Source organism: Paraglaciecola sp. G1-13, from assembly GCF_055809255.1.
The window spans coordinates 2,760,117-2,779,775 of record NZ_CM147903.1; the positions used below are offsets into that span (position 1 = coordinate 2,760,117).

Consider the following 19,659-nt stretch of genomic DNA (forward strand, 5'->3'; position numbering starts at 1 on the left):
ATAATCGCGATGCCTGAGGCTCTACATCAAAGCGTGCATGCGAATATAAGTGCCCGAAGGCATTTGCGGGTCAGGCCTATATTGAAGAAATACACGTTCTATTTCAGCGCTATGTTGTGGCTTTTTTCCAGCGCTTTGTGAATTCATTTGGTCTCAGTAGCTGCTGCGCATTAATACAGCCCCCTATAGATTGAATTTCACACGTAACAGATAAATAGCCTCTGGTTATCCGTATGTCTGACAACGGCCTAAGAGCAAACTTATTAGCTTATCTTATTGTTTTTTATAACACTAACGGTTAATTTCAGCTATGTTATCCATTGGTTTATTGCACTTTAAGAGAACGCCACCATGCATTATACGGTGACCTAATATGACGATTAAATTCCAAGATCGTACCTTAGAAGATAAAATTCTTCTGGCCATTACAGGCTCAGCTTCACTGGTACTCTCTCCTTTTCTCTTGTTGAGCCTTATGGCTGGAGACATCGCTAATAGTTTGGCAGATGTAGTGGCCGTAGGTGGCATATTTGCCATTTTTTTAGGGGTTTGGTTCACTAGCAGAATCAAACTGTTGAGCGGGATATTCGCCTTTGTTGCCCAAGTCACCATTCTAATAGGGATACACGTTAAGGGCGCAGGGTTAATTTATTGGGTTTTCCCGATCATTATTGCCAGCTTTTACCTCTTACCGACCCTAATCGCTAGCCTGTTTAACTTGGTTTTAATTACCATCGCGTGTTTTTTAACGTTTCAACAATTCGATAGCTTCACACTCCCCCGCATCATTGCATCCTTTGTGGTAACGAATATATTTTCGCTAATATTTTCAGTTTTTATGCAAAATAAAAATCGACAATTATCAAACAAAGACAAAATAAACCAAATTCACAATAACATTCTCGAGTTAATCGCCAGTTCCAGTAAGTTATCTAAAATACTACCGGCAATTATTAATGGCATCGAAAATGAAATCCCTAATGCGTTATGCAGCGTGCTACTCGTCGATCGAAATGGCAGGCGGTTATTGGTTGGCGCAGCGCCAAGCCTACCGGACTATTACAATCAGGCTATTGACGGCCTATCAATTGGTCACGGTATTGGCGCATGGGCTGAAGCGGCGTTCTCCTCAAAGCGTGTGGTTGTAACAAATATTGCTAGTCATCCGGGCTGGGTGGATTGGACAGAGTTGACCCAAAAAGCCCATTTGGCTTCTTGTTGGTCTGAACCCATTATTGGCAACAACGGAAAAGTTTTAGGTAGCTTCGTTATCTATTTTCAAAAACAATACTCGCCAAAAAATGACGAACTCAAACTGATAGAGCAATTTGTCAATCTTACTCGCATCGCCATCGAGCGAGAAAAAGCGGATAAATTAATATGGCAACAAGCCAACTACGACAGCTTGACGTATCTACCTAATCGAAACCTACTTTACGAACACCTCGCCAGCGCGATGACTCAGGCCAATCGAGAGAAAAAGCAGCTTGCTGTTGCCATGTTAGATCTTGATAAATTCAAAGCGGTCAATGACACACTAGGTCACGCTGCTGGGGACATCGTACTGGTAGAGTGTTCGAAACGTATAAAAGGGTGTATTCGCAAAAGTGATATCGCAGCGAGACTCGGCGGAGATGAATTTATCATCGTCCTGCGAGATGCCATCTCCCCAGAGGATATTGAGGCCCTGGGATGCAAATTATCAGATGCACTGGCCAAGCCGTATTTTATCCAAGATGAAAGCGTTTACTGTACCGCGAGTATTGGTATTGCGTTTTATCCAAATGATGCTGCTGACATGGATACACTGCTTAAAAACGCCGACCAAGCTATGTATAAAGCAAAAGCAAAGGGGCGCAACAGCGTCCATTACTTCGCTAACCAGTCAATCCCAAGTCCTGAGGAAATTGACGCGCCTTAAAAACACGCATTAAACCTCATTAGAGCTGCTTTACGGATTGTCTTTCTACCAGCACTGGACGGTATTTGTACTCATCTATGGCGTAATCTTGCTCGCTATCATCATTTCCCTTGCTTAGTGAAAGTGCCAGCTCCGTCGCCTTCATGGCCATTTCTTCGATAGGATTGTGGATTGTCGTCAGCTTAGGCTTTATGCACTGTGCCAAGATCAAATTGTTAAAACCAACCACTGATACATCATCAGGCACTGTCATGCCATGAGCCTTCAACATTGAAACCGCGCCCACCGCAATGGCATCGTTGTAGGCTAAAATAGCGCTAAACTCTACCCCTCGTGCGAGTAAGTTTTGCACTGCGACTTCACCGCCTTCGTAGGTAGCAGCGCCTTGCGCTAACATTTCGATTTCGTAAGTGACTGGATATTTGGCTAACTGGGCTTTCATGCCCTCAATGCGAAGTCGGGTGTTATTTTGAATACCATCCACGCCAATAATCGCTATTTTTTTATGGCCTTTATCTACGATATGGTCTGCCATCAACGCGCCGCCTAACTTGTCATCTAGCCAGATGCAGCGATTTTCAATCTCTTTAATATGCCGATTGAGTAACACTAACCCTGGTACTTTGCGGGCAAATTCGATTAGGGTCTTTTCGTCTATCATCGCACTGTGCACCACTAAGGCTTTATAGCGATGCTCCAGTAATACTTCAATGGCATCGAGCTCGCTGGTGCGGTCAAACGCCCCTGAGTTGAGAAAAATCTGTAAATCTTTTTGCGCGGCGACTTTTTCAATACCATGAGCCATTTTGGCGAATAAAGGATCCGTTAAGTCAGCAAGTACAATTCCTATAGACGCGTTGTTTTGCATGTTAATTGCTTGCGCATTAGCATTTGGCTGGTACTGCATTTCGCGCATAATGCGCTTTATTTTTTCACGTGTTTTAGCACCGACTTTCGGCCCATCGTTAATAACCCTTGAAACACTCGCCGGTGATACACCTGCAGCCTTAGCAATATCTTTAATGGTTGGCATGACTTACGCTCATTTTAGACTCCATGTATAGCATCTTTACTCAATGCCATTCGTTGTTCGGATAAGGGATAACACTTCACAATCATTAAGGATATAAAACACAGTACTAACGGGCCTCCCGCTAGACACACCCGCATCCAAAATATACTATCGGGGCGTTGATTTTCCCCCGCGTTAGCATCAAAACCCACTAAGTTGAGCAGCAGACCAGCACCGATCATCGTCATTACAACACCAATGTTAATCACTTTGTTTTGTGCTGAAACAAAATACCCTACTTTATTCTGTCCTGATAGTTTTCGCTCATAGGCACATAAATCGGCCAACATACTGGGTATGATAACGGAAATGGCCACCCAAGAAGGCGCACCCAGTAATGCATCTATGATCACAGCCCACTCATTGCCTGGCTGATAAATAAACCATTTTAACACCGCACCCAAGGCAGTTAACCAGTAGATAATGCTCAAAGCCTTTAATCTGCCGAGCTTTATCGCAACGTATGAAAATAGCGGGATCATAACTAAGGTTACCAATGCAAACGTTGACGATAAAATACCCTTCCAGTAAGCACCTGCCTCAATGTCACCGCCCTTTACAAAATACACCAAAAGATAAAAATCAAAACTGGTAAAAATGCTGATTGCCCCAAATTTAATCAGCGTCAAACTTAACAATAAAAATAAGGCCCTTTTCGTTCTTTCGTCCGTTGGTGGTTTGGCGATGCTTATGCAACCAGGAGCATTCGCAGGCGTATCTCCTTTGCGCTTAAATAGACCCGTTTGCCCAGCACTCATCGACGACAATATCACTGGTTTTGGGGCACAACACCACGCGCTAACAATAGAAAAAAAGGCAATCAGTACGATCCCGATAAACCAGCCTACATATTGGATCCCCAGATATACGCTGCCCCATATAGACAATTGCGCCAAAGGAAACAACCAAAAATAGGCGAAGGTGCCAAACCGCTCAAACAAAGAGCCAAATGCCATGACCTTAACACGCTGAGTTTCGTCACGGCTTAGTTCAAATGCCAGTGACTTAACGTTGATAGTAAGAAACGTTAAGGCAATAGAAAACAAGAAGTTGAGCGCTAACACATACCATAATACGTCAGTATTTGACCAAGTATTTGGCACTAACCATATCGCTCCAAACAGCACACCTGAGGTCACGCCCGATATAAACAGTGTGACCCGGCGGTTGCCATGTTTATGCTGTATGCGTTCAGAAGCTCGACCGACTTTTTGGCTAATAAAAGCGGCAAACATAATAGGAGCGGCAATCACTAGGCTTAACCAAAATGGGTCTAGCCCTAAGGTCATTTGAAAGTAAGGAACGGCCATTGCGCTAAGGCTCTGGTTTGCAAAAAACAGTGCTAAAAACCCAAAGCCAAGAGCGATAAGATGCTGACGAGAAATATCGGGTAACGTCAGCATGTACTCGCCACTGCGCTAATGTTTTGCGGCTGACTCACGCTTCACCAAAAATGGCTTGTATTGATAGTCTTTGGCGTTTTGATTTACGGTTTTGTCTTTAGCGACAAGACTCAAGGCCAACTCTGTGGCCTTGCGCGCCATAATATCAATAGGGTACTTCACCGTCGTCAACTTAGGCATACAGTACTTTGCTAACAGAACATCATCAAAGCCGATGATTGATACATCATCCGGTATTCGTTTTCCTAAATCTGTCAATGCTGAGATGACGCCAGTTGCCATTGCATCGTTGTAGCAAAGCACAGCACTGAAATTCACCCCGCGCTGAATGAAACTTGCGACTGCGGCACGGCCTCCGTCATAATCTGGAGAGCCGTGCGCAATATACTCCTCTGGTAAAGCTATCTGATGAGCATTCAGTGACTGGCGAATACCATTTAACCTGTGCGTTGCATCATAGACTCGCTCTTTGGTGGAAACCACCGCAATTCCGGTATGACCAAGGGACGCCATGTAATCGGCCATCACCTTTCCTCCCGCAATATTATCAAACCAAACACAACGCTCACTGATCTCGGGAATAAATTTATTGATTAATACGAAGCCGGGAATGCGCTGAGCCAAATCGATTAGCACGTCATCAGCCAAGGCTTTACTGTTCACTACCATGGCCTCACAGCGCTGGGCTTGTAAACTTTTGATGGCGGTTAATTCTTTTTGCGCATCTAACGAGCCGGTACTGACCAATACCTTGAACTTGCGTTTTTTAGCGACGTCTTCGATGCTGCTAGCCATTTGCGCAAAGAAAGGGTCGGCGAGCTGCGAAATAACCACACCTATGGTATGTGTACTTTTATTCACTAATGCACGAGCGTGGGCATTGGGCCTAAAATCCAGCTCAGCGATGGCTTTTTCAATTCTGGCTTTGGTTTTTGGGCTGACGACAACGGTCGAACTCAAGACCCTAGATACCGTCGCTGGTGACACACCGGCCAATTTTGCTACATCTTTTATGGTTGCCATTGCTTTTTACTGTCTGCTCCCAAAGCGATAAACGGTTGATTCAGAGTATGTTTCACCGGGCCTTAATAAGGTAGAGGGAAATTGAGGTTGATTCACCGAGTCGGCAAAGTGCTGCGTTTCTAGTGCGACGCCACTGCGAAATGTCATTGGTTTTCCCTGCTTACCTATTGCACTACCGTTCATGAAGTTGCCTGTGTACACGTGTACACCTGGCTGAGTGGTTAGAATGTCTAGCATTCGCCCGCTGTCAGGCTCATATAGTTGAACTTGATGGAGCAACTTACCATCATATCGGTCGAACACCCAAGTATGATCAAAGCCACCATGGGTTTTATCTTGTCCGTTCGCCAATTTCAATTGTTCATGCACACTCGCAAGTCGTCCATGCAGAGTAGCTGCTTTTGTTAAATCGAACGGCGTCCTTTTCACGCTCATTAGCTTACCAGTGGGCAGTAAGCTCTTTTTGACTTGCACTAAAGTGCTAGCGTCAACCTGCAGTTGGTGCTGTTCAATGTTGCGCTTTTGATTGCCGGTCAAATTAAAATAGATATGAGAGATGAGATTAATAGGGGTTGTTTTGTCACTGGTAGCTTTAAAACTAACGGTAAACTCATTATTAGCATTTAAGCGATACAGCACGGTTACATTGGCATTGCCTGGATACCCTTCTTCACCGTCGAGGGATAAATAGCGCATCTCGACTCCACTGGGCACTTGGCGTGCCTGCCACAGCTTCTTATTGAACCCCAATTCTCCGCCATGAGCATGATTGCCTTTGTTACCACCATCACGCTTGACGCTTAATTGCACTGGTTTACCATCGATTTGAAAGTGCCCACCAGCAATACGATTGGCAAAACGGCCGACGGTTGCACCGTTATAACAACAGTCGTGCACATACTCATCTGCGCTGTCGTAACCCAACACCACATCTTCAAATGTACCGTTTTTATCCGCGACAATGATGGATGTTACATAGGCGCCCCAATTCGTTACGCTAACCCGCATGCCATGTTGATTAGATAAGGTGAAACGCTTTATGTCCTCACCTTTATATTCGCCCCAAATTTCCTCAGTCACGTCAACATTAGACTCATCTTCTTGTGCCTTTGACAGCGCAGGTAGACAAATTAAACAGCACGAGCCAATAAATACAAATAGTCGAAGCAACCCCCCTAATCGGTTAAATCGAAAATAAGCACGAGTAAATAATGTGAATGGTTTCATCAATAATACATATGATAGTTGAATAGACAGCCACAAACATACGATAGAAAGACGATAAACTCCAGTCAAAATGAAATCGGTTTACCCACGAGAACTACTTTACGTAAGATCATTGTTAATGGCGGCAGCATTCAAAAACGTTGACGCAAATTGTAAAGAAACGAGATAGAAGACATGAAATTCAGTGAAAAAATCAGGGCCGAACACCAACCCTGATGAAAGACATTACCACCAGGTGACGTACAGACCTATGAGTATTAACACACAGCCTATGCCCGCGATATTAAAGCCAGTTGTAGTACCAAAGTTCACATCACTTAAATCTACGCTGCTATCATTTTTTGGTGCGGACTCACGTAATGATACGAAATAGGTTAAGGCTAAGCACATTAAAAATACGATGCCGATGCGATCCATAAATGGCAACTCAGGTAAGAAAAGGGCAAACAATACAGAGAAAAGTGCGGAGCCAATCGCTGCTGCTAGCGCACCTGAGGACGTAGTGCGCTTCCAGAACATGCCCATTAGGAAAATCACTGTGATCCCGGGGGAAAACAACCCGGTAAATTCCTGAATGTATTGAAACGCCTGCTCTGACTGCCCGATAAGGGGCTGGGCAACACAGACCGCTACCACCAAAGAGGTAACAGTTGCCAAGCGCCCAATATTCACATAGTGATTTTCATCTTTGTCATGACGCACAGGGCGGTAAATATCCATGGTAAAAATAGTTGAAATACTGTTGGTCATTGACGCTAAAGACGAAACAATAGCGGCTACAAGTGCGGCGAACACTAGTCCCTTTATACCCACTGGCATAAGCGACATCATGGATGGGTAAGCTTGATCGGGCTTTTCAATATCTGGAAACAAGATAACCGCTGCGATACCAGGCAACACCACTATGATCGGCATAAGTAACTTTAAATACGCGGCAAACGCAATACCTTTTTGCGCTTCTTGAATGCTTTTTGCCGCCAGCGCTCGCTGAATAATATATTGGTTGAAGCCCCAATATCCAACGTTCATCACCCACAGACCGCCCACTAACACGGAGATACCGGGCAGATTCATGTATTCGCTATTATCAGGGCTTAAAATCATGTCGAAGTGGCCCGGGACTTTCTCGGTTAATATGTTAAAGCCTTTCAAGACCCCTTCCCCGCCCGATATTTGTTGCAGCGCTAAGTAACTTAAAAAGAAGCCCCCGAAAACCAGTAACACCACTTGAATGATATCAGTGTACGCCACTGCCTTTAGTCCACCGTAGGTAGAATACGCCACAGAAAAAACAGCTAAAAAGATCATGCCATACATCCAATCAATACCAGCGACGCTTTGTATTGCTAATCCCCCTAACCACAAAACCGAGGTCAAATTGACGAAGATGAATACCCCTAACCAAAAAAGCGCTAAAGTAGTTTTAACCCGACTGTCAAAGCGTTGCTCTAAGTATTGCGGCATGGTGTAAATGCCATTTTTAAGGAATATGGGCAGTAAATACTTACCCACTAAAATCAATGTAATGGCCGCCATCCATTCATAAGAGGCAATGCCGAGGCCTAATGCAAAGCCAGAGCCTGACATGCCAATGATTTGTTCTGCTGAAATATTGGCCGCAATCAATGACGCACCAATCGCCCACCAGGGTAGCGATTTACTGGCCAAGAAATAATCTTGTGTGGTTCTGTCATGTGACTTCTCGTCTCGGGATATCCAAAGAGCAAGGGCAAGTAACCCAGCGGCGTAAACAATAAACACCCCCAGATCAATTGGGTCGAGTGAATAGTTCATTTGTTATTTTCCTTGTCGGTATTTGTTGAAATCTACCACTGGCCATTTAAAAGAGGGCAAGTAATATTTAAGATATTTTCTTGGTTTGGCTATACATCACTTAAAGCGGAAAACTATACGCTACCGCCTCATTTAACGCCAAAATCATGAAATCGGTTTACCTTTTCAATTCACGATAATAATGACTAGCGATGCGAAATAATCATTCAACATCAAATGACCTGTGAATAGGCCCTATGTCGTACAACCGATGTAAAAAAAGCCGCAAAAGCGGCTCTTTTTATTACGCTATTTCACACGTACATTTACAGTTCACGCACCCAAATATTACGAAAACTCACTAAATTACCATGATCTTGCAGCTGCAGAGGTGCACACCCGTGGGCTTCGTAGCTCGGGGCGCCAATCCATTCTGTTTTACCTTGAATCTCGGTATGATTTTGCAATAGGACACCATTATGCATCACAGTGACGTATCCAGGCTGAGTCAACTCTTTACCCTTGAAACGCGGCGCGGTATAGATGATGTCATAGTACTGCCACTCACCTGCGGGGCGCATAGCGTTTGCTAACGGAATTGTTTGCTTGTAAACACTGCCTGCCTGTCCATTTGAATAGGTAGGGTTTTCATAGGAGTCTAACACTTGCACTTCATAGCGCTGCTGAAAGAACACACCACTGTTATTACGTTGCTGCCCTTTCATACCCTCAACTTGGGTAGGTGTGCGCCATTCCATATGTAATTGCACATCACAAAAGCTCTGTTTGGTTTTAATATCGCCAGCACCCGGTTTTACCGTCAACACATCGCCGCCGATACTCCAAGGTGCTTCGCCGCCTTTAAGCGCTTCCCATGCACTTAAGTCATCGCCATTGAAAAGAACCACCGCGTCAGACGGTGCTTTACCCACAGGGGTTGACACAATCTTAGGGACAGGCTCCCACACTTCGGTTTTTTGCGCTTGAGCTTCACGCTCTGCTTGGCTCTGCTCGGCGTTTACACCTTGGCTCAGCGATATAGCACCGGCCAGTATTAACGTTAGATTGCTTATTCGTTTGGTTAACTTCATTAATTTTGTCCCTTGGGGTAAATTTTTGTCACGGGTGACGGTGTCATTTAGCACTCAATTAATTGCCAGCTACGTAGCCCACGCGCGATCCCCTTTCTTATACGGCAATTCACCATCGTAGCGACCTGGAATAGCCACATAGCGCAGTACTTTGGTAGCGCCTTCTTTTGATGTGAAAAAGGTAAACAACGTTAGCTGCTTAATTAACGTAAAGCCGTGAGGCGTAGGTTTTTCTGCGTCTTTTACGCCTTTATTTGCCAATTTAGCGTTAGTGTTGAATACATCGGCTTCGTCATTCAATGAGGCTAACAGGCTAGCGCGCTGTTCAGTATTGAGCAGAAGAAAATCTTTACCATAAGTTGATTTAGCCAACGCCTTTATCGATGCAATGCCCTCTTTAAATGCAGCCTGCTGAGGAGCGGTATAACAATCAGTGACAATCACCGCCATCATATAGCCAACATTGACATCTTTAGCCCCAGGCGTATCCGTGCGAGGAATAATCACCTCTCCGACTTCATTAAAAAATGCGATATCATCTTTTGAGAACGCCGTTTCTTGAACGGTTTTCATCGGCAACGTGACATAGGCCATCGCGTTCGCACTAACAAACGCCGTGCCTGTGGCAGCGGCAATCATTTTAAGTAGTTCGCGTCTGTTCATACTCATGATTACAGGTTTCCTTTCTTCAGCTCTTCAACAGCAAAATTTGCTGCACGGGCAGTTAATGCCATATAGGTCAACGAAGGGTTCACACAAGACGCAGACGTCATGCACGCACCGTCAGTTACAAATACGTTTAAGGCGTCCCACACCTGGTTATTACCATTTAACACCGAGGTTTTAGGGTCGCGCCCCATTCGCGCAGTGCCCATTTCATGTATCCCTTGTCCTGGGAAGTAATCAGCATCATAACCTTGAACATTTTTCATGCCTGCAGCTTCGAACATATCGATAGCATCTTGCATCATGTCTTTGCGCATGCGTTTCTCGTTGTCTTTTATCTCAACGTCCATGGCTAAGACAGGTAAACCCCATTTATCTCTCTTGGTCTTATCTAAGAAAATACGATTGCTATGATCTGGCAACATTTCACCAAACGCCGTCATGCCTATTTGCCATGAGCCTGGCTCGCTTATCGCATTCTTTAGGTCAGCGCCAATGCCCATTTCGGCGACATCGCGTCCCCAACCTTGACGACTAGCAGAGCCTTGATAACCAAAACCACGCACGTAATCGCGCTTGTCATCACCCCAGTTACGAAAACGTGGCACATAGAAACCACTTGGACGACGGCCATAGTGATACTTATCTTCATAGCCTTCCACCATAGCGTGGGCACCAATTCTAAAGTGATGATCCATTACATTATGACCAAGTTCTCCACTGCTGCTGCCCAAACCACCTTGCCATATATCGGTCGCTGAGTTCATCAATAACCATGTGGAGTTAAACGACGACGCATTGACGAACAATATCTTACTGGTGAATTCGTAAGTCTCGTTCGTTTCGGCATCTATCACCGCCACACCTTTAGCACGCTTCTTATCTTTATCGTATAAAATTTCAGTCACGATAGAATAAGGTCGCACCGTCAAGTTACCGGTTTTAACCGCTGCTGGCAGCGTCGATGATTGCGTACTGAAATACCCACCAAAAGGACACCCCAACCAGCATTTATTGCGGTATTGGCAGTTTGTGCGCCCTTCTTTTGGCTTAGGCTCAGTCATGTTCGAGGTACGGCCCGGAATTAAATGACGTTGGCCTTTGAAGGTTTTCTGAATTCTAGCCGCCACATCTTTTTCTACGCAGTTAAGCGGCATGGGCATTTGATATTCACCATCAGGCAACACGTCTAATCCATCTTTACTGCCACTGATCCCGGCGAAGCGTTCTACGTAATCGTACCAAGGGGATACATCTTCATAGCGAATTGGCCAATCAACCGCGATCCCTTCTTTAGCATTAGCTAGAAAGTCTTCTTTGTTTAATCGATAGCTTTGACGGCCCCAAGTGAGTGAACGTCCACCCATGTGGTAACCACGAAACCAATCAAAACGCTTTTCTTCCACATACGGGCTGTCTTTCTCGTTCGCCCACATGCCAAGTGTTGGCTCATTAAGAGGATAGTCGCGTTTTAGCACTGGATAATTTTCGATCATTTCCTGTGTGCGTTCACCTCGATGGGGGTAATCCCACGCTTCTTTATGGGCGTTGGTGTAATCTTTTACGTGCTCAATGTTTCTGCCTCTTTCCAGCATTAACACTTTAAGCCCTTTTTCGGTTAACTCTTTTGCTGCCCAACCACCGCTGATACCTGAGCCAACAACGATTGCGTCATAATGATTATTTGCCATTTTTGGTCCCTAACTTCTTGTTGTGTGATGTGTACTAAAAAGCGCTAAAAAACGCTTAGATAAAAAGTTACACATCACAGATATGAATTGCTTCGCGTAACGATTCGATTTTGCCTGCTTTGGTCTCAGCAGCAGGTATAAACTCCTGAGCAAGATAACCGGTAAAGCCCACATCTTTAATTGCACGAGCAATCGCTGGATAGTAAAGCTCTTGGTTATCTCCAATTTCATGACGACCCGGCACACCTGCAGTGTGGTAGTGGCCAAAATATTTATGATTATCTTGAATGGTGCGAATGATATCGCCTTCATTCACTTGCATATGGTAGATGTCGTAAAGCAGCTTAAAATTTTCTGAGCCAAGGGCTTTACATAGATCCACGCCCCATTTCGAGCTGTCAGCCATATAATCTGGGTGATCAACCTTGCTGTTAAACAACTCCATTTGTATTACCACACCTTTTTGCTCAGCATAAGGCAAAATACGTTTAAGACCTGCCACTGCATTTTTAAGGCCCTGCTCTTTACTCATACCTCTGGCATTGCCGCTGAAACAAATGAGGTTTTTGTACCCCGCCTGTGCCACTAAATCGATATGTTTTAGATAACGCTTTTCAAGCTCATCGTGAAATTCAGGGTGAATAAAGCCATCGACTAAGTTCAGCTCGGCTCCATTACACATTGATGAGTCGATACCGTAGCGCTTGAGTATTGGCCAGCCTTCTGGGCCAATGAGATCGATGGCTGAAAAGCCCAATGATTTAACCACTTGGCAAAGCTCTTCAATAGATAATTCGCCGTATGTCCAGCGCGCAACCGAGTGATTAATATTGCCTTTAAATTTCGAAGTAGTTTGTTGACTTCCACTTTGTGACGCCTGGCTTGATGCACAGCCACTGACCATTGTACTTGCTGCCAACGCGGCACTACTAAGTGCCATACCTTTGAGCATATTGCGACGTGAGTTACTCATTACCTGACACCTTTTCGTCTTTAAACGTGAACATGAAAATAACAAACACACCTAAGGCGAACGCCGCAGGGAACAACCAGATATCAAGCCAAGAGTGGCCGGCTGCAGTGGTGTATTTATCGGTTATTTGCCCGGCGACCCAAAAGCCAATCAGCATACCCACACCATACGTGGCTAAGGTAATCAGGCCCTGAGCGGCGCTTTTCACTTTTTCTCCTGCTTTTGAATCAGTGTAGATTTGTCCTGAAACAAAAAAGAAGTCGTAACAGATACCGTGCAGTGCGATACCCACGAGCAGTAATGCAACCCCGCCATCTGCATCGCCGTAAGCAAATAATGCATAACGCACTACCCAAGCGAGCATGCCGATAAGCAAAGTGATTTTGATGCCGAAGCGGTTTAAGAATACTGGCAGGGCTAGCATGAACAACACTTCAGACACTTGGCCTAAGGTCATCTTGCCCGTTGCGTTGTCCACGCCGATTTCAGTTAAGAACGGGTTGGCATTTTGGTAATAAAACGCTAAAGGAATACAAATTAACACTGAAGATAAAAAGAACACTAAGAAGTTTCTGTCTTTGAGCAGTGCCAGTGCATCAAGGCCCAGCACCTCTTTTAGACCAACTTGCTCGCCGGCGCTTTTTGGCGGTGTTTTTGGCAAAGTAAAGCTAAACAAACCGAGTATCAAAGATGCGCCTGCACACAATAAGAACGTATTGCGTAACATACCCTCTTCGATAGCCTGTTTCGAATCCCATGAGAACGCATAGCTGATGGCTAAGCCGGCGACAATCCAGCCCACTGTGCCCCACACGCGAATTTTACCAAATTGCTTCGATGGGTTATCCATTTGTGCGAATGACACAGAGTTAACCAGCGCTAAGGTCGGCATGTAGGCAATCATGTAACCCAAAACAAGTGGGTAGAACGCATCAAAGTCAGGCGCCTGATACAAGCAATACATCAACACTGCGCCAATGAGATGCAATACACCTAAAATACGCTCTGCGTTAAAGTACCTATCTGCAATAAGGCCAATCACAAACGGCGCGATAATCGCCCCCCACGATTGAGTAGAAAAGGCCATGCCTATTTCACCGCCGGTGGCTTGCAACGTATTAGCCAAGAATGTGCCTAAGGTAACAAACCAGCCCCCCCAGATAAAAAACTGCAGAAACATCATCACGCTTAATCGCGTTGTTATCGTATTCATTTTCTAACCCTTGATTATGGCACTGGCAAGCATGCGTCCGCACCGTCTCATCATTTTTATTGCTTCACTTAAAGGCCCTAAGCTAATTAAGGTGCTGAGCCAATTTGTGCAGCGTTTAAGCTTTACAGCCCCAATATTCTGCGATTGCGCTGCTCGTCACTCACTGCACCAGCGAAATCATCAAACGCGCGTCCTGCGGGGGTAATAATATGGCTTGCGATAAACGGCGCACCTTCAGCGGCCCCTTGGTTTGAGTCTTTTAAGCAGCATTCCCATTCCAAAATGGCCCAACCATCAAACCCATACTGGGTTAGTTTGCTAAATATTCCTTTAAAGTCGACTTGGCCATCGCCCAATGAGCGAAAACGGCCTGGGCGTTCCTTCCAGTCTTGATAACCTCCGTAAACACCAGAACGCCCATTAGGATTAAATTCGGCATCCTTTACATGGAACATCTTAATGCGCTCATGATACAAATCGATGAATTGTAGGTAATCAAGCTGTTGTAAAACAAAGTGGCTCGGGTCAAACAAAATATTCGCTCTGGGGTGGCCATTAACGGCATCCAAAAACAATTCGAATGACGCCCCATCGTGTAAATCCTCACCGGGGTGAATTTCATAACAGACGTCCACACCCGCCTCATCAAACGCATCTAAAATAGGTAACCAACGTTTTGCCAGCTCAGCAAAACCTTGCTCAACTAAGCCCGCCGGGCGCTGTGGCCAGGGATATGCTAAATGCCATAAAAACGCACCTGAAAACGTGGCATGCGCTGTTAAGCCAAGGCGTTGGCTTGCCTTTGCGGCCCATTTCATTTGTTGTATTGCCCACTCGGTGCGCTCGGCGGGTTTGCCCCGCAGCGCTTCAGGGGCGAAGTTATCGAACAGTTCATCATATGCTGGGTGCACAGCCACTAGCTGGCCTTGCAAATGCGTAGAAAGTTCTGTGATCTGCACGCCCGCTTTGTTACAAATCGCCATCACCTCATCACAGTACTCTTGGCTATTCGCTGCGCGCTCCAAATCGAATATTGCTGTATCGCCAGTAGGAACTTGAATTCCTTTATATCCCAACGAGGCTGCCCATGTAGCAATCGAATCCAAACTGTTGAAGGGCGCTTCATCACTCATAAACTGGGCTAAAAATATTCCGGGGCCTTTAATAGCAGGCATAATCTTCTCCTTAACTGGTGCGCTTGGGTAAACCGCCGAGCGGCTTACGTGTTAATCACTTGTTCGTGACGTAACAGACTCATTTGTTTGCTTTTTGTGCGTTCTTTTTCCCGTGATCTTTTTCGCGCGATCTTTAACGGTTTATTCAGCGCTTGGCACAGCATGCCATTTGGTTTCACTGTCACTACTGGCTAACATGGCATCGATAAACGCCATTCCTCTTATCCCTGAATCAATCCCAGGTACGCCAGCGGCTTTTCCAAGTTCATTGGCAATCTTTGATGCTGTACCTGCATCTGCTGCTTTCACTGCTTTGCCAAAATAGCGGTACAAGTTAGCCATTGCCTCTAAGTAGCCCTCAGGGTGACCCGCTGGTGTGCGGCAACGCTCTGATGCTTCTTGGCACAAGCCGGGTTGCCCCATGCCTGCTCGTAACACCTGAAACGGCTGGCCTAGTGGGCGATAAATAACCGAGTTGGGCTCCATTTGTTGCCACTCGAGCCCACCTTTATCACCGTAGACACGAATTTTTAGTGCGTTCTCTTCACCAGCACACACTTGACTTGCGATCAACACACCGCTTGCTCCACCATCTGTACGAATAAGTGCAGCGCCGTCATCATCTAGCCTACGCCCATCTACATGGGTATTTAAATCGGCGCAAAGCGACGTCACTTGTTGCTGCAACACAAACTCCACCAGCCCGAAAGCGTGGGTACCGATATCACCCATACAGCCGCTGCCACCAGATTGCGCAGGATCCGTACGCCACGAGGCTTGTTTGTTGTGGCTTTCTTCATCGGCTGACAACCAACCTTGAGGATACTCAACGTAGACTTTTCGAATGTTACCCAGTGCGCCACTGCCCACCATATGCTGTGCTTGCCACACCATGGGATAGCCCAAGTACGTGTGTGCAAGGCCATACAAAACCGAGCTTTTCTTCAATGCCGTTTTTAAGTGACTTGCTTCTTCGAGCGAAATAGCAGCGGGCTTCTCACAAAACACATGAAACCCAGCTTCAATCGCCGCGATTGAAATTGGCACGTGTAAATGATTAGGGGTCACTATGATGAGCACTTGCATGCGTTCATTTTCTGGTAATGCTTGCTCCGCTTTTAATAGCGCCTCCCAGCTGGAATAAACGCGGTTATCGTCTAACCCCAGTGCATCTGCAGTGCGCTGGTTATTGCCTTCGTCACGGCTAAATGCACCGCACACCAATTCAATTTGTCCATCAAGGGCCAAGGCATGGCGATGAACCGCGCCAATGAACGCGCCTTCACCACCGCCCACCATACCCATTCGAACTTTGTTCATTTTTGCCACGTAATCGTTCCTATGCTGTTGAGGCGCACGGCCAATTGTTACACAAATGTATAATATCGTTAAAATGTAACGGGTTTCATTTGGTTATGTCAACTGTAATTAGCCATTAGTATGATAATTTATCGCTTTAAGTAAATTTTTCGTTGCAAAAACGTACTCAAAATCGCTTCTATTGAATAATATAGCTAGATTTTTAATTTTCCTGCGGTATTATTTTTACATTAAATGCTAACGGTTACATTTTGACTTTATGTATGAAATAACGTCACTGTGAAAAATATAACGACAGGTTTCTATGAGTAATATTAGGCAAGTGGCTAATTTAGCAGGTGTGTCGGTGGCAACAGTCTCTAGGGCATTGCAGCAGCCGGAGCGCGTGTCACCAAAAACGCGTAATAAAGTTATGCTTGCCGTAAACGAAGTGGGTTACAAACCGAATCTGATGGCGGTCAAGTTCCGCTCAGGTAAAACGCATAGTTTGGTAGCACTGGTACCTACGGTAGCAAACGTCTTTTTTGCTCGCGTGATAAGTGGAATGCAGATAGCGGCCGCCCAGCGTGGTTATACCATTTTACTTGCTAACACACTGGGCGATGAAACCATAGAGGCAAACTACGCAAAAATGGTGCAAACCTCTCAGGCTGATGGGCTCATTCAATTAAGAGCGCATAATCCCTTTGATGCATCGATCAACAAGCCCAATGAATTACTGCCCATGGTCAACGCGTGCGAGGTCATGCACGACATTAACTGCCCTGTTGTTACGTTAGATAACCGCGCAGCGGCTAAAGCCATGACGATGCATTTAATTGAGCAAGGACATAAACGCATCGCACTCATCAAAGGCCCTCAATCAAGCCCACTGACGCGCGAGCGCTTGGCAGGTTATGGCGATGCGCTAACCGAGGCAGGTTTGAAGTTTGATGATTCCCTGCTCTATCCAGGTGACTTTACCTTGCAATCCGGACATGACGCAGCCACTAAAATCATTGCCAGTGAGCACCGCCCAAGTGCGGTATTTTGTGAAAATGACGAAACCGCCATTGGGGCAATGCAGTGTTTTAAACAAGCGGGACTACGAATTCCCCAAGATATTTCCATTGCGGGGTTTGATGATATTTCATTTTCTGCATTTTGCGATCCCCCGCTGACCACTATCGCTCAGCCAGCAGAAGAGTTTGGCCAAAGTGCAGTGTCATTATTGATTGATTTACTCGAAGGCAAGATCACCAAAGCGCCAAAAGTCATCATGCCATTTGAATTAATTGTGCGCGCTAGTACGGGCCCAGCGCCGACGCTATAGTCGACTCGCTGAGACGCATAACACACGCACTCACTCACTCGGAGAAAAAACCATGAAAGATTTCGCCCACAGCTCAGTCTGTGAACAAACATCTCGCTTTGATTTAGCCCATCAAGACAGTCGCAGACGTTTCGTTAAACTCAGTGCTGCGGCTCTGGGCCTAGCAGCCATGCCTGGTTCTATTGCATTTGCCGCCAATATGCTAACTACCCCAGCGGCAGTTGGGCTACAACTGTACACCCTGCGAGATATGATGGCAGTTAGCGTGCCCGCCACACTAAAGTTAGTCGCTGCTGTAGGTTACAAAGAACTAGAGTTTGCTGGTTATTTCAATCACAAACCCAGTGAAATCAAGACAATCCTAAACAATGAAGGTTTAAGCGCTCCTTCTGCTCATATTGGGCTCACTGCATTTGATGATGGCATCGATAAAGTGATTGATCATGCCCTAGAAGTGGGTCATCAATACATTGTAATTCCGTATTTGACCGAAGAACAAAGAGGCACGGGCATAGACGTGTACAAAAAGCTCGCTGAGCGTTGCAACGTGATCGGCGAGGCATGTAACAAAACAGGCTTACAACTGGCTTATCATAATCATGCTTTCGAGTTTGAAATGCGTGACGGTCAGTTACCGTACGATGTACTGCTTAACGAAACGGATAAAAATTTAATGGCTATGGAAATGGATTTATTTTGGATGTTTAAAGCCAAACAAGATCCCCTCGCTTACTTTAAGCAACACCCAGGGCGCTTTAAACTATGGCATGTAAAAGATATGGATGAAGCAGGAAACTTTGCCGATGTGGGCACAGGGACGATAGACTTTGCGCCTATCTTCGCCCAATCTGCGCTTTCTGGTGTTCAACACAGATTTGTTGAGCGCGATAAAACAGACGACAAATTGAAAACTATCCAGCAAGGGTACAAAGCCATGTCTACGCTATTGGCCTAGACGACAAGCATTGGTCTACACTATAAAGGTTCAGTTTTTACTGATAAATATTTTACCTTTAGTTGTGAAGCCCCTCAGTTTAATTAAAAAGTCGCACAGCCCGCACGCTGAGCGACTTTTTTATTGATTGAAAAAAGTTAACGTACTTGGTATCGAGACCAATATCGGCCACTGCTGGCGATATGCGCTTTCAACGTTTTTAAGGTTTTTGCTACATCTCTTTCTTCGAGAGCCTGAAGCAGTGCTTTATGCTCAGCAATACTTTGTTCAATACGCCGAGAGCTCAATGTCAGGCTTCCATGGGCAACATGTAAAATGAGCCTATTACGTCGCCAGATTTCCACTGCATTCTTATTGTAATGGTCTTTATACATAAGCCAATGAAACTGCGTGTCTAAATGTCGAAACACACCATGAGGTGGCTCAGCAAGCGACGTAAGCTTTTCCATTTCAAATAAAACATTTTCAAGTTCATGACGCTGCTCATCAATATGCTCTTCAACAAACCTCTCCATTAGGTAGGGGTCGAGCAGTTGCAGCACCTCAAATACATCGCGCGTATCACTTGCGGTGAAAGTTGAGACACTGGCACCTGAGTTTGGCGCAACGTTAACAAACCCCTCTCCTTGCAATTGCTTTAATGCCTCTCTAACTGGGTTGATACTGGTGCTATAACGTTGGGCCAATTGCGTCGTCACTAAACGCTCACCACTGACGAAAACCGCATTGATAATGTCGCTTAAAATGTTGGCGTAAACACCGGCCTGATCTGTGAGCAAGGGGGAAGTTAAAACGTGTTTCGGTGACAAACTATTTTTGTTCATTTGGCTCTATTGTGTCTGAT

16 protein-coding genes are annotated in these 19,659 nt (G+C 45.4%); 3 read left to right on the plus strand and 13 right to left on the minus strand.

Features of this window, described 5'->3' with window-relative positions; genetic code table 11:
- Window positions 1–373: 373 nt before the first annotated feature.
- A complete protein-coding gene (locus AC0L6N_RS11565) occupies window positions 374–1,921 on the plus strand; it encodes a GAF domain-containing protein (protein ID WP_473474747.1) in 1,548 nt (515 codons plus the stop codon).
- A 19-nt stretch (window positions 1,922–1,940) separates the two neighbouring features.
- Here the strand turns inward: AC0L6N_RS11565 and AC0L6N_RS11570 are convergent, their stop codons facing one another.
- The 12 genes from AC0L6N_RS11570 to AC0L6N_RS11625 form a co-directional block, all read right to left on the minus strand.
- Window positions 1,941–2,954, minus strand: a complete 1,014-nt coding sequence (locus tag AC0L6N_RS11570) for a LacI family DNA-binding transcriptional regulator (protein ID WP_473474748.1) — start codon at window positions 2,952–2,954, stop codon at window positions 1,941–1,943.
- A gap of 14 nt (window positions 2,955–2,968) precedes the next feature.
- Entirely contained in the window at window positions 2,969–4,396 is a 1,428-nt protein-coding gene (locus AC0L6N_RS11575) for an MFS transporter (protein WP_473474749.1), read from the minus strand.
- Between the two features lie 15 nt (window positions 4,397–4,411).
- Window positions 4,412–5,419: a LacI family DNA-binding transcriptional regulator gene (locus tag AC0L6N_RS11580; RefSeq protein WP_473474750.1), complete on the minus strand. Its 1,008-nt coding sequence runs from the start codon at window positions 5,417–5,419 to the stop codon at window positions 4,412–4,414.
- Between the two features lie 6 nt (window positions 5,420–5,425).
- Window positions 5,426–6,646 (minus strand): aldose epimerase family protein, encoded by a 1,221-nt coding sequence (locus tag AC0L6N_RS11585; protein ID WP_473474751.1) that lies wholly within the window; start codon window positions 6,644–6,646, stop codon window positions 5,426–5,428.
- Window positions 6,647–6,871: 225 nt separating this feature from the next.
- Window positions 6,872–8,440, minus strand: coding sequence for a sodium/sugar symporter (locus tag AC0L6N_RS11590; RefSeq protein WP_011575456.1), 1,569 nt, complete (start codon window positions 8,438–8,440; stop codon window positions 6,872–6,874).
- Between the two features lie 305 nt (window positions 8,441–8,745).
- Window positions 8,746–9,510, minus strand: a complete 765-nt coding sequence (locus AC0L6N_RS11595; protein WP_473474752.1) for a 3-keto-disaccharide hydrolase — start codon at window positions 9,508–9,510, stop codon at window positions 8,746–8,748.
- Between the two features lie 69 nt (window positions 9,511–9,579).
- On the minus strand, window positions 9,580–10,179 hold the full coding sequence (locus AC0L6N_RS11600) for a gluconate 2-dehydrogenase subunit 3 family protein (protein ID WP_473474753.1): 600 nt from the start codon (window positions 10,177–10,179) through the stop codon (window positions 9,580–9,582).
- A 2-nt stretch (window positions 10,180–10,181) separates the two neighbouring features.
- Window positions 10,182–11,867: a GMC oxidoreductase gene (locus AC0L6N_RS11605; protein ID WP_011575459.1), complete on the minus strand. Its 1,686-nt coding sequence runs from the start codon at window positions 11,865–11,867 to the stop codon at window positions 10,182–10,184.
- Between the two features lie 67 nt (window positions 11,868–11,934).
- Complete coding sequence (locus tag AC0L6N_RS11610; protein WP_473474754.1) at window positions 11,935–12,840, minus strand: hydroxypyruvate isomerase family protein; 906 nt, start codon at window positions 12,838–12,840, stop codon at window positions 11,935–11,937.
- The gene (locus AC0L6N_RS11615) at window positions 12,833–14,053 is read right to left on the minus strand and encodes a nucleoside permease (protein WP_473474755.1); all 1,221 of its coding nucleotides are present in this window, start codon (window positions 14,051–14,053) and stop codon (window positions 12,833–12,835) included. The genes AC0L6N_RS11610 and AC0L6N_RS11615 overlap by 8 nt, the downstream gene beginning before the upstream one ends.
- 122 nt (window positions 14,054–14,175) lie before the next feature.
- Window positions 14,176–15,228, minus strand: a complete 1,053-nt coding sequence (locus tag AC0L6N_RS11620; protein ID WP_473474756.1) for a sugar phosphate isomerase/epimerase family protein — start codon at window positions 15,226–15,228, stop codon at window positions 14,176–14,178.
- A gap of 141 nt (window positions 15,229–15,369) precedes the next feature.
- The gene (locus AC0L6N_RS11625; RefSeq protein WP_473474757.1) at window positions 15,370–16,548 is read right to left on the minus strand and encodes a Gfo/Idh/MocA family protein; all 1,179 of its coding nucleotides are present in this window, start codon (window positions 16,546–16,548) and stop codon (window positions 15,370–15,372) included.
- Window positions 16,549–16,852: 304 nt separating this feature from the next.
- On the opposite strand from AC0L6N_RS11625, the gene AC0L6N_RS11630 reads away from it, so the two are divergent.
- Complete coding sequence (locus AC0L6N_RS11630) at window positions 16,853–17,860, plus strand: LacI family DNA-binding transcriptional regulator (protein ID WP_011575464.1); 1,008 nt, start codon at window positions 16,853–16,855, stop codon at window positions 17,858–17,860.
- Between the two features lie 52 nt (window positions 17,861–17,912).
- Window positions 17,913–18,815 (plus strand): sugar phosphate isomerase/epimerase family protein, encoded by a 903-nt coding sequence (locus AC0L6N_RS11635; RefSeq protein ID WP_473474758.1) that lies wholly within the window; start codon window positions 17,913–17,915, stop codon window positions 18,813–18,815.
- A 137-nt stretch (window positions 18,816–18,952) separates the two neighbouring features.
- Here the strand turns inward: AC0L6N_RS11635 and AC0L6N_RS11640 are convergent, their stop codons facing one another.
- A complete protein-coding gene (locus AC0L6N_RS11640; RefSeq protein WP_473474759.1) occupies window positions 18,953–19,639 on the minus strand; it encodes a GntR family transcriptional regulator in 687 nt (228 codons plus the stop codon).
- Between the last annotated feature and the right edge of the window lie 20 nt (window positions 19,640–19,659).

Bases quoted from the DNA above. Each gene is read 5' to 3' on its own strand.
- AC0L6N_RS11565 (WP_473474747.1), top strand. From the start codon at position 374: ATGACGATTAAATTCCAAGATCGTACCTTAGAAGATAAAATTCTTCTG.
- AC0L6N_RS11570 (WP_473474748.1), bottom strand. From the start codon at position 2,954: ATGCCAACCATTAAAGATATTGCTAAGGCTGCAGGTGTATCACCGGCG.
- AC0L6N_RS11575 (WP_473474749.1), bottom strand. From the start codon at position 4,396: ATGCTGACGTTACCCGATATTTCTCGTCAGCATCTTATCGCTCTTGGC.
- AC0L6N_RS11580 (WP_473474750.1), bottom strand. From the start codon at position 5,419: ATGGCAACCATAAAAGATGTAGCAAAATTGGCCGGTGTGTCACCAGCG.
- AC0L6N_RS11585 (WP_473474751.1), bottom strand. From the start codon at position 6,646: ATGAAACCATTCACATTATTTACTCGTGCTTATTTTCGATTTAACCGA.
- AC0L6N_RS11590 (WP_011575456.1), bottom strand. From the start codon at position 8,440: ATGAACTATTCACTCGACCCAATTGATCTGGGGGTGTTTATTGTTTAC.
- AC0L6N_RS11595 (WP_473474752.1), bottom strand. From the start codon at position 9,510: ATGAAGTTAACCAAACGAATAAGCAATCTAACGTTAATACTGGCCGGT.
- AC0L6N_RS11600 (WP_473474753.1), bottom strand. From the start codon at position 10,179: ATGAGTATGAACAGACGCGAACTACTTAAAATGATTGCCGCTGCCACA.
- AC0L6N_RS11605 (WP_011575459.1), bottom strand. From the start codon at position 11,867: ATGGCAAATAATCATTATGACGCAATCGTTGTTGGCTCAGGTATCAGC.
- AC0L6N_RS11610 (WP_473474754.1), bottom strand. From the start codon at position 12,840: ATGAGTAACTCACGTCGCAATATGCTCAAAGGTATGGCACTTAGTAGT.
- AC0L6N_RS11615 (WP_473474755.1), bottom strand. From the start codon at position 14,053: ATGAATACGATAACAACGCGATTAAGCGTGATGATGTTTCTGCAGTTT.
- AC0L6N_RS11620 (WP_473474756.1), bottom strand. From the start codon at position 15,228: ATGCCTGCTATTAAAGGCCCCGGAATATTTTTAGCCCAGTTTATGAGT.
- AC0L6N_RS11625 (WP_473474757.1), bottom strand. From the start codon at position 16,548: ATGAACAAAGTTCGAATGGGTATGGTGGGCGGTGGTGAAGGCGCGTTC.
- AC0L6N_RS11630 (WP_011575464.1), top strand. From the start codon at position 16,853: ATGAGTAATATTAGGCAAGTGGCTAATTTAGCAGGTGTGTCGGTGGCA.
- AC0L6N_RS11635 (WP_473474758.1), top strand. From the start codon at position 17,913: ATGAAAGATTTCGCCCACAGCTCAGTCTGTGAACAAACATCTCGCTTT.
- AC0L6N_RS11640 (WP_473474759.1), bottom strand. From the start codon at position 19,639: ATGAACAAAAATAGTTTGTCACCGAAACACGTTTTAACTTCCCCCTTG.